At 62.7% G+C, this 12,624-nt stretch carries 12 protein-coding genes; 2 read left to right on the top strand and 10 right to left on the bottom strand.

The features are described from left to right. Positions 1–10: 10 nt before the first annotated feature. The 4 genes from GLW01_RS11475 to trmJ are packed head-to-tail and all read right to left on the bottom strand — an operon-like array spanning position 11 to position 3,367. On the bottom strand, positions 11–1,186 hold the full coding sequence (locus tag GLW01_RS11475; RefSeq protein WP_160899138.1) for an aminotransferase class V-fold PLP-dependent enzyme: 1,176 nt from the start codon (positions 1,184–1,186) through the stop codon (positions 11–13). A 41-nt stretch (positions 1,187–1,227) separates the two neighbouring features. After that, complete coding sequence (locus GLW01_RS11470) at positions 1,228–1,713, bottom strand: Rrf2 family transcriptional regulator (protein ID WP_151440568.1); 486 nt, start codon at positions 1,711–1,713, stop codon at positions 1,228–1,230. A gap of 60 nt (positions 1,714–1,773) precedes the next feature. Then, positions 1,774–2,580 (bottom strand): serine O-acetyltransferase, encoded by an 807-nt coding sequence (cysE, locus tag GLW01_RS11465; RefSeq protein ID WP_160899137.1) that lies wholly within the window; start codon positions 2,578–2,580, stop codon positions 1,774–1,776. Next, on the bottom strand, positions 2,573–3,367 hold the full coding sequence (trmJ, locus tag GLW01_RS11460) for a tRNA (cytosine(32)/uridine(32)-2'-O)-methyltransferase TrmJ (protein ID WP_160899136.1): 795 nt from the start codon (positions 3,365–3,367) through the stop codon (positions 2,573–2,575). Before trmJ ends, cysE begins: the two co-directional genes overlap by 8 nt. Positions 3,368–3,551: 184 nt before the next feature. Here trmJ and GLW01_RS11455 point away from each other — a divergent pair, with 184 nt between their 5' ends. After that, the gene (locus tag GLW01_RS11455; protein ID WP_160899135.1) at positions 3,552–4,355 is read left to right on the top strand and encodes an inositol monophosphatase family protein; all 804 of its coding nucleotides are present in this window, start codon (positions 3,552–3,554) and stop codon (positions 4,353–4,355) included. Positions 4,356–4,368: 13 nt separating this feature from the next. On the opposite strand, the gene secF is transcribed toward GLW01_RS11455, so the two are convergent. The 6 genes from secF to GLW01_RS11425 all read right to left on the bottom strand — a co-directional run bounded on the left by secF (position 4,369) and on the right by GLW01_RS11425 (position 10,903). After that, positions 4,369–5,325, bottom strand: coding sequence for a protein translocase subunit SecF (gene secF, locus GLW01_RS11450; protein ID WP_160899134.1), 957 nt, complete (start codon positions 5,323–5,325; stop codon positions 4,369–4,371). Between the two features lie 10 nt (positions 5,326–5,335). Further along, positions 5,336–7,189, bottom strand: a complete 1,854-nt coding sequence (gene secD, locus GLW01_RS11445; RefSeq protein WP_160899133.1) for a protein translocase subunit SecD — start codon at positions 7,187–7,189, stop codon at positions 5,336–5,338. Between the two features lie 27 nt (positions 7,190–7,216). After that, positions 7,217–7,573, bottom strand: coding sequence for a preprotein translocase subunit YajC (yajC, locus tag GLW01_RS11440; protein WP_160899235.1), 357 nt, complete (start codon positions 7,571–7,573; stop codon positions 7,217–7,219). After that, the gene (tgt, locus tag GLW01_RS11435) at positions 7,573–8,676 is read right to left on the bottom strand and encodes a tRNA guanosine(34) transglycosylase Tgt (protein ID WP_160899234.1); all 1,104 of its coding nucleotides are present in this window, start codon (positions 8,674–8,676) and stop codon (positions 7,573–7,575) included. The genes yajC and tgt overlap by 1 nt, the downstream gene beginning before the upstream one ends. A gap of 14 nt (positions 8,677–8,690) precedes the next feature. Beyond that, positions 8,691–9,746, bottom strand: coding sequence for a tRNA preQ1(34) S-adenosylmethionine ribosyltransferase-isomerase QueA (gene queA / locus GLW01_RS11430; protein ID WP_160899132.1), 1,056 nt, complete (start codon positions 9,744–9,746; stop codon positions 8,691–8,693). Positions 9,747–9,901: 155 nt separating this feature from the next. Continuing rightward, complete coding sequence (locus GLW01_RS11425) at positions 9,902–10,903, bottom strand: HDOD domain-containing protein (RefSeq protein ID WP_160899131.1); 1,002 nt, start codon at positions 10,901–10,903, stop codon at positions 9,902–9,904. A 164-nt stretch (positions 10,904–11,067) separates the two neighbouring features. On the opposite strand from GLW01_RS11425, the gene GLW01_RS11420 reads away from it, so the two are divergent. Next, positions 11,068–12,606 carry a BCCT family transporter gene (locus tag GLW01_RS11420; RefSeq protein WP_160899130.1) on the top strand — a complete coding sequence of 513 codons (1,539 nt, stop codon included), beginning with the start codon at positions 11,068–11,070 and terminating at the stop codon, positions 12,604–12,606. The last annotated feature ends 18 nt before the right edge of the window (positions 12,607–12,624 follow it).

The following is a 12,624-nucleotide window of genomic DNA, read 5'->3' as shown; positions in this document are numbered from 1 at the left end:
AGGCGTAAAGTCACACCGTCGCACGCCGCGCGGCACTGCGTTCGCGCAGCCTCTGCACCGCCTCTGTGATGCGTTCGGCGGCAGCGTCGATTTCAGCTTCCGTACTGAAACGCCCCAGGGAGAAACGCAGCGACCCCTGAGCCTTTTCCGGCGGAAGGCCGATACCCTGAAGCACATAGGAAGGCTCAGTAGTGGCTGAAGCGCAGGCCGAACCAGAGGAGACAGCAATACCCCTCAGGGCCAGCAGCAGGGATTCGCCATCCACGCCCTCAAAGCCGATATTGATGATGCCGGGAACGCGCTCGGTTTCCGGACCATGCACCTGGACGCCCGCCAGCCCTTCGAGGCCCATAATGAAGCGCGCACGCAGCGCTTCAAACCTTTCCGCCTCGGCATCACCCTCCTCAAGCGCCAGGCTGAAAGCATGACCCATGGCCGCGATCTGATGGGTTGCCAGGGTTCCTGACCGCAGACCACGTTCATGACCGCCACCATGCATCTGAGCCTCGATGGTGACATCCGGTGACCGCCGCACGTAGAGCGCCCCAATACCCTTGGGCCCGTAGACCTTGTGCGCGGACAGGGCCATCAGGTCCACCGGCATACGGGTGACATCCAGACCCATCTTGCCTGAGGCCTGGGCCGCGTCCACATGGAATAGGACACCCCGTTCACGCAGCAGGCTCCCGATGGCCGCGATCGGGTTGATGCTGCCCAGCTCGTTATTCACCGCCATCAGCGACACAAGGATGGTGTCTTCCCTGAGCGCCGCCTCGACCTGCTCCGCTGCAATACAGCCGTACTCATCCGGCTCCAGCCAGGTGACCTCAAACCCCTTTTCCTCCAGCCACTGGAAACAGTCCACCACCGCTTTGTGCTCAATGATGGACGTCACCACATGGCCGCCCCTGGCCTGATTGGCCAGCGCCGCGCCCTTGATGGCCAGGTTGTCGGATTCGGTGGCGCCCGAGGTCCAGACGATCTCCCGGCTGTCCGCACCGATAAGCCCAGCCACCCGGGCGCGCGCCTGCTCAACCGCTGCTTCGGCCTGCCAGCCCACGGCATGAGAACGGGAAGCCGGGTTGCCGAAGATGCCGTCCGGCGTCAGGTACTGCTGAAGGGTCTCCGCCACACGCGGGTCAACGGGCGTGGTGGCGGCATAGTCAAGATAGATGGTCTGTGTCATGGGATTGTTTCGCTGTTGGGAACCGTCCGCGCGGCAACCGCTCAGGCACTTGCGTGGCGGGTGTCGCCCGCAATAAGCGCGGTTTCGCGCTGGCGCTGATCCTGACGCTGAGCCACCGCCTGAACCTCCGGTTTATCCCGGAGTTCCGCCAGACTGATCCGGCTTAGAAAGCGATGGATCTCATCGCCGAGATCCGCCCAGAGGTGATGGGTCAGGCACATCTCGCCATTCTGGCAGTCGCCGGCACGATTACAACGGGTGGTGTCCAGCGACTCATTGACCGCGTCCACCACATCCGCCACGAATATCGCATCTTCCGCCTGCGTCAGCCGGTAACCACCTCCCGGCCCACGCACACTGGTGACCAGGTGGCTGCGGCGCAGTCTCGCGAAAAGCTGCTCGAGATAGGACAGCGATATGCCCTGGCGCTGCGAGATGTCCGCAAGGGAAACCGGCCCACTCCCGGAATGGATGGCCAGATCAAGCATCGCGGTAACAGCGTAGCGCCCTTTGGTGGTCAGCTTCATGATCGGAATCCGGTTGCGCTGACAGATAGGCCTTGATTATCAATTAACCAAGTAAAACAGTCAAGTATTTGCCCCCGACTCACCCTCGTCAGCCGCCTTGTCCCGACCTTCAGCCGGCACGTCGCCACAGTCGAAGTCAAGCGGCAGCGGTGGCATTTCCGTGGAACCACGATAGCTGTCCATCTGTTGCAGCGCCCTGCACATGGATTCGATACGCTCGTCCACCACATGCATGTGGTCGAGCATGCTGCGAATAGAGCGGGCGATCGGATCCGGCATGTCCTCGCTGAGCCCGTAGGCATCGAAACCGATCTTCTCCTCCATAGCCTTGCGGCGCCCCTCCTCGGGCTCTTCCTTCTTGGTCACGATACGCCCGGGGATGCCCACCACTGTTGCCCCCTCGGGGACCTCCTTGGTGACCACAGCGTTTGAGCCCACCTTGGCGTGACGGCCGATGGTGAAGGGACCCAGAATCTTGGCACCAGCCCCCACGACCACGCCATCCCCCAGGGTCGGGTGGCGTTTACCGTGGTTCCAGCTGGTTCCCCCCAGGGTCACGCCCTGGTAAAGGGTGACATCATCACCAATGATCGTCGTCTCACCGATGACCACCCCCATCCCGTGATCAATAAAGAACCGCCTGCCGATGGTAGCCCCGGGGTGGATCTCAACCCCTGTAAGCCAGCGGGCAAAGGTGGAGATGGTACGTGCCAGCCACTTGAAGCCCCACTGCCAGAGTCGATGATTCATCCGGTGGAAAAGCAGTGCATGCAGGCCGGGATAGTTGGTCAGCACCTCGAACGCATTACGGGCCGCGGGATCACGGTGAAAGACGCTCTGGATGTCCTCGCGCAGATGGTCAAACATGATTGCCCCTGTTCCGGGAACGGGCCAGCTTATCAACGCTGGTCAGGATTCCCCTGAGAATGTTCATTTCCATGCGGTCAGGATGAGCCCGCTGGAACAGCCGACGCATCCTGACCATCAATTGTCGCGGACGCTCCGGGTCGTGAAAACCGGTGGTCGTCAGCGTCTGCTCCAGGTGGGCCAGCAGGCGCTCCATGTCCGCAGCGGTGGCCGGCAGCTCATCCCAGCCGTCATCGACCGGGCTATGAGTGCTCTGCCATTGCGGCGCTGGAGACTCCGACACATCGAACAGGCTCTGCATACGCACCTCATAGAGCATCACCTGCACCGCCATGGCCAGATTCAGGGAACTGAAGTCCGGATTCGCAGGCACCTGCACATGGTAATGGCAGCGCCTGAGCTCCTCATTCGAAAGCCCATTATCCTCACGGCCGAAAACCAGGGCCACAGGACCCTGCAGGCGCTGCTCCAGCGCCCGGCTACCGCAGTCACGCGGATTGAGAATCGGCCAGGTCACGCTACGGGAGCGCGCACTGGCACCAATCACTTCCACACAGTCTGCAACGGCCTCCCCAAGGTCCGATACAACCCGGGCGTTCGCCAGCACATCATCCGCCCCTGAGGCCCTGGCGCTGGCCTTTTCATCCGGGAAGGAAACCGGCGACACCAGGGCCAGCTCGGAGACACCCATGTTCTTCATGGCCCGGGCCACGGCACCGATGTTCCCCGGATGGGAAGGTTCAACCAGCACCACCCGGAGGCCTTCAAGGGAAGGATAGTCCGACATTCCGATTTCCACCCGCCGGGCGGGCGCCTGTTACCAATGATGGGCGCATACTAGCATGCACGACAGAGCTGCGGCAGACGGCTCGCGGGTTTCCCTGACGCCAGACGCCGCCCGGCAATCGTCTTGGCCGGCGTTTTCTGGTATAGTTCGCCGCCCATCCGAATCGGACCCCATTGGTAACCTGATGCAGCCAGCAATCAAGATGGCCTTGCGCGCGGCAAGGCAGAACAGCGATTTCCTCAAGGACCAGCAGGCCCGCCTGGACGCCGACAGCAAGGCGCCGGAGGCGGTGGTGCGCACTGTGCATGCCATTGAGCACCGCATCCATGAACGCACCGAAGAACTGCTGCGCCGTTCCTACAAGGACCACTGGATTGCCCCCGCGGGCAATGTGGAGGCGGGCGACTGGGCCCAGAGCTGGCACGTTTTCCCCATCCTGGGGGAGCGCAACTTCGCGCGCGGGCTGCCGGAATTCGCAACAGCCCTGCTCCAGAAGATCAACGACCGCCCCGAGAACCTCGTGGTCCTGTGCCCGCTTACCGGCGAGGAGTACGCCTTCAGCAGGGGCTACGGAGCAGTCCTCAACAGCCAGCGCATCCGGGCCCGCGCCACCCAGCAACTCGCACAGACCCTGATCAGCTGCAACCTGTTCAACCGCCGCAGCAGTGGCGAGGACAGTGGCGTCTGGCTGGACGTGGCGGGATCGCTGGTGCGCGAGGGCGCGGACCTGCACTACAACGGCTGCAGTGTTCTGGACATGGCAAGGGTTGCGGGTGGTTATCTGGACGCGGCCGTTCTGGCCACCGACCAGCGACACGAGCAGGTGATGGCCAGCCTCATCAGCCAGGAAGCCGGAGCTGTGGGCGGTGACCTCCGTGGCAACCCCCTCGGCCGCAAGGCCGGCGAGCTGGTGATTGCCAACAACCTGCTGTTCCGGGAAATCCTGCAGCAGGCCCAGCCCTACCGGCAGCGCATGACAGGCGCCTGAAAGGCGCCCGCATTCACTCCATGCGCTTGAGCCAGTCCGGCGGTTCCTCCTCTTCCGGCTGGCTCCCCTCCGCACCTTCCTTTTTCGGCACGTAGAGATCATCCCGGTTCACGTTCAGGGCCACCAGCATGTTCGCCGCCACATAGATGGACGAATAGGTACCCACCAGAACACCGATGAACAGGGCCAGCGCGAAGTTCCGGATCATTTCGCCGCCAAAGACCAGCAGTGACAGGAGCACCACCAGTGTGGTCGCGGACGTGACAATGGTCCTCAGCAGCACCTGATTGAGAGAGGTATTGATGATCTCTTCAGGGCCGCCCTTGAGGATGCGACGGAAATTCTCCCGGATACGGTCGGACACGATGATGGTGTCGTTGAGCGAGTAACCGATCACCGCCAGAAGGGCCGCCAGCACCGTCAGATCAAAGGTGAGCTGGAAGACCGAAAAGATCCCGAGCACAATCAGAACGTCATGGACCAGCGGCACCACGGAAGCGAAACCAAACTTGAGCTGGAAGCGCATGGCGACATAGATCAGCACCACGAAGAACGCCAGAAGCAGCGCGATGCCGCCCTGCTCTCGCAGCTCTTCGCCCACCTGGCCGCCAACGTATTCGGAGCGCTCCAGGGTCAGCTCCGAACCCTGGCTGAGCGCGGACACCACCTGATCCCCCACGGAGTCGTCGAACTCGGCCGGAAGCCGGATGAGGACCGCGGTATCCGAGCCAAAGTTCTGCACCATGGCATTCTCAAAGCCCGCGGATTCCAACTGGCCGCGCACCTCCGGAAGAGCCGGCGCCTCGGCGTACTCTAGCTCAACCAGGCTGCCCCCGGTGAAGTCCAGGCCCAGTTCCAGCCCCTTGATACCGAGGCTGACAGCCGAGCCCAGAACGAGAATGATCGAGAGCGCGGCGGCGACCCGCCGGAAGCCCATGAAGTCGATAGTACGTTTGCTGCTTTCACTCATTCGATCACCCTCAGATTGACAGTGCCTTGAGGTCACTGCGCCCGCCAATGGTGGCATTGACGATGGCGCGGCTGACCATGAGGGCCGTGAACATGGATGTCAGGATGCCGATCAGAAGGGTAACGGCAAAACCTTTCACCGGCCCGGTCCCCACGGCAAACAGAATGCCGGCGACCAGGAAGGTGGTGACGTTGGCATCAAAGATGGACACGAAAGCCCGGCTGAAGCCCGCGTTGATGGCGGACTGGACTGGCAGCCCTTCCCGCAGTTCCTCCTTGATGCGCTCGAAGATCAGCACGTTGGCGTCCACCGCCATGCCGACCGTCAGCACAATGCCCGCGATACCCGGCAGCGTGAGCGTTGCCCCGAGCACTGACATGGCGCCCACGAGCAGCGTCAGGTTCACCATCAGCGCGACATTCGCAAGCAACCCGAAGGCCTTGTAGATCACCAGCATCGTCAGCGCGACCAGGACGAAACCGAGGATCACGGAGTTGATGCCCGACTCGATGTTCTGCTGGCCCAGGCTCGGGCCGATGGTGCGCTCTTCGACGAAGTAGATGGGCGCTGCCAGCGCACCCGCGCGCAGCAGCAACGCCAGCTCCGAGGCTTCCGCCACATTCTCCAGGCCGGTCACCCGGAAGTTGCTGCCCAGAGTGCTGCGGATGGTCGCCAGACTGATGATGCTGCGCTCGGTCTCACGTACGCGCTCGGTGACCGTCTTACCATCCACCTGACGCTCAACCTCCTCACTGCTGTGCTCAATGAAGAGCACGCCCAGCTGGCGCCCCACGGCATCCCGGGTTACATCCTGCATCATGCTGCCACCGGGCCCGTCCAGGGTGATGTTGACCTGGGGCTGACCGTTCTCGTCGAACGACTGGTTAGCATCCGCCACATTGTCACCGGTGATGATGACATCACGCTCAAGCTCCGCCGTGCGGTTAGGATTGTTGCGGAACGGGAAGGTTTCCGTTCGTGCGGAGGAGGCGTCCGAGCGTGCTTCAAGCCGGAATTCCAGATTGGCAGTGGAGCCCAGAACCCGCTTGGCTTCAGCAGTGTCCTGCACACCCGGAAGCTGCACCACGATCCGGTCACTGCCCTGCTGCTGGATCAGCGGCTCGGCCACGCCCAGCTCGTTCACCCGGTTGCGCAGCGTGGTCAGGTTCTGGTTGAGGGCGTAGTCCCGGATCTCCGATGCCGACTGCTGGTTGAGCGTCAACTCCAGGATATAATCCTCACCGTCGGAGCGGGTATTGCTGCGGAACTGATCGTATTCCGAGCTCACCAGCGAGGCGGCGTCATCCCGCGCGGATTCGCTGGGGAAGACAAATTCCAGCTGCCCCTCTTCGGCATCACCACCGCGGTAGCGGATCCGTTCCTCGCGCAGCTGGCGCTTGATCTCGCTGGCGTAGACATCCAGCCGACGTTCCACTGCCGCCTCCATGTCCACCTGCATCAGGAAGTGGACACCGCCGCGCAGATCCAGCCCCAGATTCATCGGCGTCGCGCCGATGGATCGCAGCCAGTCCGGCGTGGTTGCCGCCAGGCTCAGCGCAGCGACGTATTCGGAACCGAGCGCCTCCTGGAGCTCGGAGCGGGCACGCAGCTGCGCATCACTGGAGTCAAAACGCAGCATGACCGCGCCGTCATCCACCGAAGGATCCCGGTAGTCGATGTCTGCCTCGTCCAGGGCTTCCTGAGCCCTGTCCAGCAGCGTTTCGTCAACGCTGACGGAGGCACTTGAGCCACTGATCTGGACAGCGTAATCGTCCGGAAACAGGTTCGGAAGCGCGTAAATGATACCGAGAAGAACCACGGCCGATACCAGCAGGTTCTTCCAGAGAGGATACTTGTTAAGCATCGGTGATCCTTGTGCGGAACCGGAAGATCAGATGTCCTTGAGCGTGCCCTTGGGCAGAGCCTGGGTCACAGACTGGCGCTGGACCTTCACCTCAACACCGTCGGCAATCTCCACCACCATGTAGTCGTCGGTCAGGCGTGAGATCCGGCCTGCCAGACCACCACCGGTCACCACTTCATCACCTTTGTCGAGGCCTTCAACCAGAGCCTTGTGCTCCTTGGCACGCTTGGACTGGGGGCGCCAGATCAGGAAATAGAAGATCAGGATAAAGCCGCCGAAGAGGACGACCTGGGAAATCATACCCGGCCCACCCTGGGGCGCGGCGACGGCGACTGCCGGCATAAGGGCCAGCAGAAGAACCATGAGCGAACGAACGCTGAACATCATCGGGCTACTCCGCGTAACTGATAGAACCTGTCAATGAAGGTCGCCAATGTACCTGCTTGGATAGCCTCACGCAATCCAGCCATAAGCGCCTGGTAGTAATGGAGGTTGTGGATGGAGGCGAGCTGGGCGCCCAGCATCTCCCCGCAGCGGTCCAGATGATGCAGATACCCCCGGGAGAAATGGCGGCATGTGTAGCAGTCGCACATCGGGTCCACCGGCCCTGTATCATACCGGTGACGGGCGTTGCGGATGCGCACCACGCCCTCATGGGTGAACAGGTGGCCGTTGCGTGCGTTGCGCGTGGGCATCACGCAGTCGAACATATCCACGCCACGGCTGACCGCCTCCACGATGTCTTCCGGGCGCCCAACCCCCATCAGGTAGCGCGGCGCACCGGCGGGCATGGCCGGCTCCAGTGCCTCCAGGATCCGGTGCATCTCCCCGCGCGGTTCACCCACGGACAGCCCACCTATGGCGTAGCCCTCGAACCCGATGTTTTTCAGTCCTTCCAGGGACTCCCGGCGCAGACTTTCATACATCCCACCCTGTACAATGCCGAACAGCGTTGAAGGACTGTCACCATGAGCCTCCCGGCTGCGCTCCGCCCACCGGAGCGACAGATTCATCGAGCGCCGGGCTTCTTCCTCCGTCGCCGGGTAAGGCGTACATTCGTCGAAAATCATGACGATATCCGAACCCAGCGCCCGCTGCACCTGCATCGACTTCTCAGGTGTCAGCTCCACCGGCGAGCCGTTAATCGGCGACTTGAAAGTCACGCCCGCTTCCGTGGTCTTGGTCATCTCCGAGAGGCTGAATACCTGGAAACCGCCGGAGTCCGTGAGCATCGGGCGCTCCCACCCGGCAAAATCATGCAGGTCGCCATGCGCCTGGATCACCTCGGTCCCCGGGCGCAGCATAAGGTGGAAGGTGTTGCCCAGAATGATCTCAGCACCGGTGGCCTCCAGGTCCCGCGGCAGCATGCCCTTGACCGTGCCGTAGGTACCCACGGGCATGAAGGCGGGCGTCTCAACGGTGCCACGCGGAAAGGTCAGCCTGCCGCGCCGCGCCGTGCCGTCACTGGCCAGATGTTCGAACTCCATGAAAGAGTTGCCCTTCATTCGGAAACCTCCGGTGCAACCGCCTCGGAATGCGGGAAAACCAGCATGGCATCGCCGTAGCTGAAGAAGCGGTAACGTTCGTCAATCGCCGCCTGATAGGCATCCAGCACGTTGTCACGCCCGGCAAAGGCACTGACCAGCATGATCAGGGTCGACTCCGGCAGGTGGAAGTTGGTGACCATGGCGTCGACGCTGCGGAAACGGTACCCCGGGTAGATGAAGATCCGCGTCTCGCCGGCGAACGGGGCGAGATGGCCCTCCCCCGAGGCGGACTCCAGGGCCCGGACCGCCGTGGTGCCCACGGCAACCACACGCCCACCCCGTTGCCGGGTGCGCGTCACCGCATCCACAGCCTCCTGCCCCACGGACAGCCACTCCTGGTGCATGTGGTGCTCACGGATGTCCTCGCTGCGCACCGGCTGGAAAGTGCCCGCGCCCACATGGAGCGTCACGAAGGTGCGTTCGATGCCCCTGGCCGCGAGCTCATCCATGATGGCATCGGTGAAATGCAGGCCGGCTGTGGGGGCCGCCACGGCCCCGGGCTTTTCGCCGAAGACGGTCTGATAGCGCTCCTCATCCGTCATCTCGTCCGGCCGGTCGATGTAGGGCGGCAGCGGCATATGCCCTACGGCTTCCAGCACCGTCATCACATCCGCATCCGGGAAATGCACCCGGAAAAGCCCCTCCGGCGTGTGCTCGTCCACCACGACCCGGTGCCCGCCATCCAAGGTTATCTCACCCCCGGGGGATGGTGTTCGCGATACCTTCAGGTGAACCAGAGCCCGGTCCGAATCCAGCACCCGTTCCACCAGCATCTCCACTTTTCCGCCAGAGGCCTTCTGCCCGTAGACCCGCGCCGGAATCACGCGGGTATCGTTGAACACCAGCAGGTCGCCGGGCTCCAGAAGATCCGGCAGTTCCCGGAAGCCGTGATGGGAGACCGTCCCATCCGTTCCATCCAGACGCAGCAGCCGGCTGGCCTCACGCTCGGCAAGCGGGTAGCGGGCAATGAGTTCATCAGGCAGTTCAAAGTGGAAATCGGAGCGTTTCATCGCGCGGAGGGTCCAAGCGGTTAGTTCTGGGCGCGAATGGTACCGGAGCCATAGTCGGTGGGGAAGCTCAGGCTTTCAGCTGGGCAACAGGATCTACTCGGTGCAGGTTCCTGACCCCCGGCACCCTGGGCCCTCTGGGGCTGGATCCCCGGAGGCTAGGCGCGCCGAAGATCGGTCAGGACATGTTCCAGCCGGGGCTGATCCAGCCCGGTCACTGCCTCCAGCTCCTTCTGGAGCAGTGTCCCGCACCCGGCCTGGCGGAGCGTTTCATGGGTGCCCAGAACCATCCCCCGGGACAGGGTTGAGGCCTGCAGGCCCAGCGGCGAGTCATGCAGCTCCCTGAGCTCGTCGCGATAGGAGGCGGGCAACTCCCAGGCCGACACCAGACGCTCCAGCATGGCTCCCCGCTGCTCCTCCAGCACACTGACGAGCAGCGCCGGGCTGACAGAGTGATCTCCGGACTGAGCGCTCGCGATGGACTCCAGTTCCCGGTACAACGTCAGATAGGCAAGCCCCGGTATAAGGCCCAGCATGAACAGGTCCGGCCCTCCGCCGGGCTCCTGATGCGCGAGGCGATCACAGGCATTGGCGCAGAGCAGGCCCCACTGCCAGACATTACGCGCAAAGCCGGCTTCGGCCCGGGAGGCTGCCTGCATGACCGGGCGCATGACCGCCTCGGAGACCGCCCGCCGCACACCTTCAAACCCTACAAGCAGAACCGCCTGTTGAACGGATTCAATAGGGCGTTGACCACTGTTAGTGGCGGTGAGATTCACCACACGCAGCAGTTCATCGGTCAGGGCCGGCTCATCCTCAATGATGGTGGCAATATCCCGGTGGGTCTGGCGTTCATCGCCCAGTGCCCGTATCAGTTTCGGCAGGACCCGGGGCTGGCGGGGAATCCGCGACAGCCGCCGTTCACGGATGCGGAGCCTCAGCTCCGACAGCATGGCCTGTTCCGGAACCGTGGGTCCGGAATCCGGGGTTGTGGAACGCCCTACCAGCCACGCATGCAACCGAGCCACTTCCCCGGCGGTATCCGCCTCAGTGGCTTGTATTTCATCATTACCTTCCCGACGACTGGTATCTCCCCGGGCTTTTCCCTTACTGCCGTTGCCCGAAAGGAACGACAGCAGTGACTGAATCAACCGCTCCATGAACCACCCCTGTCCATGCTGGTGTGCTTCCTATCACGGCAGTGTACCAGCTGTGGCACGACGCTGCTTATGAGCATCCAAACCAGAGTGGCGGATCACGCGTAGCACAACGTAGATGCTAGGATACGCGGCCCGCGTTACTGGACCTCAACGGAGACCGACTCTTGAACCGACTCCGCCGCTTCCGCCTCTTCATTGTGTCCGCCACGGCCATCATCGCGCTGCTGGCGTTTGCGACCCTGCAGCAGGAACTGGCCCGGAGCGTGTTCTCGGGGCTCCAGGACTGGTTCTCCCATAACACGGGCTGGCTGCTGATCCTCATTATGAATGCCGCGCTGCTGTTCGCGGTCTACCTGATCTTCAGCCCCCTGGCGCACATCCGCCTGGGCGGTAAAGACGCCAGGCCGGAGTTCAGCCGACTGGACTGGTTCGGGATGCTCTTTGCCGCCGGCATGGGCATCGGGCTGCTGTTCTACAGTGTCTCGGAGCCACTCCAGCACTACGATACATTCGGCCCTTTTGTTGGAAACAACGCGGACACCGCTCAACTGGCCATGGAAACCACCTTCCTGCACTGGGGGCTGCATCCCTGGGCCATCTATGCGCTGGTCGGCCTGACACTGGGTTACTTCCACTTCAACGCCAATCACCCATTGTGCTTCGAAGCGCCACTCAAGGAACTGGTCAGCCGCAAGCGCGCCCGGCGAATCGGGGGGTTCGCCAACTTCGCCGCAGTGATCGGTACCGTGTTCGGCGTCTGCACCTCGCTGGGGCTCGGCACCAGCCAGGCGGCCGCGGGTATCGCCCAGCTCACCGGCTATGAGTCCGGGCTCTGGCTGCAGATGCTACTCATTGGCGTGGTGTGTGCTGTCGCGCTCGTCTCGGTACTCACCGGCCTCAGCAGTGGCGTGCGGCGGCTGAGCAAGATCAACCTGCTTCTGGCCGGGGGCCTGATGCTGTTTGTCCTGGTTACCGGCGAGACTGTGTTCGTCCTCAAGGCACTCGGGCAGCACATTGGCGGTTACTTCAACGATCTGCTGACACTGTCGACCTGGAATGAGACCTACCAGGGCACGGACTGGCAGTCTTCCTGGACAGTGTTCTACTGGAGCTGGTGGATCTCCTGGTCGCCCTTCGTGGGCATGTTCATCGCGCGTGTCTCACGGGGCCGGACGATCAGGGAGTATCTGCTGGGTGTACTGCTGGTTCCGTCATTCTTCAACTTCCTCTGGATGACGGTGTTCGGCGCCAATGCCCTGCACCTGGAACTGTTCCAGAACGCAGATTTCGTGCAGACGGTAATGGAGGCACCCAACTCCAGCCTGTACAACTTCCTGGAGTTTCTGCCGCTGAGTACCGCCACCATCGGCATCGCGATCCTCGTGGTTCTGGTTTTCTTTGTGACCTCAGCGGATTCCGGATCGCTGGTGGTGGCCACGCTGACCTCGAACGGCCGCGACCCCAGCTGGCAGCAGCGCCTGTTCTGGATGACGGCCATCGGGCTGGTTACGGCGGTGCTTCTGCGGGCAGGCGGACTGAATGCCCTGCAGTCGGCCACTATCGCCAGTGGCCTGCCGTTTGGACTCCTGCTGCTGGCGTTCATTCCGGCCCTGCTGATCGCCCTGCGCCGGCCCTACGAGCACCAGCGGGTGCATGTGCGGATTCCCCGGGAACCTTCCCGGGAGGACCGCAAAACGGGATAATCTTCCCGACTGGAGAGT

The organism is Vreelandella halophila, assembly GCF_009856365.1.
GTDB lineage: Bacteria > Pseudomonadota > Gammaproteobacteria > Pseudomonadales > Oleiphilaceae > Halospina > Halospina utahensis_B.
This window is presented reverse-complemented; position numbering and strand designations above follow the sequence as displayed.

Bases quoted from the DNA above. Each gene is read 5' to 3' on its own strand.
- trmJ (WP_160899136.1), bottom strand. From the start codon at position 3,367: ATGTCGGACTATCCTTCCCTTGAAGGCCTCCGGGTGGTGCTGGTTGAA.
- secF (WP_160899134.1), bottom strand. From the start codon at position 5,325: ATGAGTGAAAGCAGCAAACGTACTATCGACTTCATGGGCTTCCGGCGG.
- GLW01_RS11475 (WP_160899138.1), bottom strand. From the start codon at position 1,186: ATGACACAGACCATCTATCTTGACTATGCCGCCACCACGCCCGTTGAC.
- yajC (WP_160899235.1), bottom strand. From the start codon at position 7,573: ATGTTCAGCGTTCGTTCGCTCATGGTTCTTCTGCTGGCCCTTATGCCG.
- GLW01_RS11455 (WP_160899135.1), top strand. From the start codon at position 3,552: ATGCAGCCAGCAATCAAGATGGCCTTGCGCGCGGCAAGGCAGAACAGC.
- GLW01_RS11425 (WP_160899131.1), bottom strand. From the start codon at position 10,903: ATGGAGCGGTTGATTCAGTCACTGCTGTCGTTCCTTTCGGGCAACGGC.
- tgt (WP_160899234.1), bottom strand. From the start codon at position 8,676: ATGGAGTTCGAACATCTGGCCAGTGACGGCACGGCGCGGCGCGGCAGG.
- cysE (WP_160899137.1), bottom strand. From the start codon at position 2,580: ATGTTTGACCATCTGCGCGAGGACATCCAGAGCGTCTTTCACCGTGAT.
- queA (WP_160899132.1), bottom strand. From the start codon at position 9,746: ATGAAACGCTCCGATTTCCACTTTGAACTGCCTGATGAACTCATTGCC.
- secD (WP_160899133.1), bottom strand. From the start codon at position 7,189: ATGCTTAACAAGTATCCTCTCTGGAAGAACCTGCTGGTATCGGCCGTG.
- GLW01_RS11470 (WP_151440568.1), bottom strand. From the start codon at position 1,713: ATGAAGCTGACCACCAAAGGGCGCTACGCTGTTACCGCGATGCTTGAT.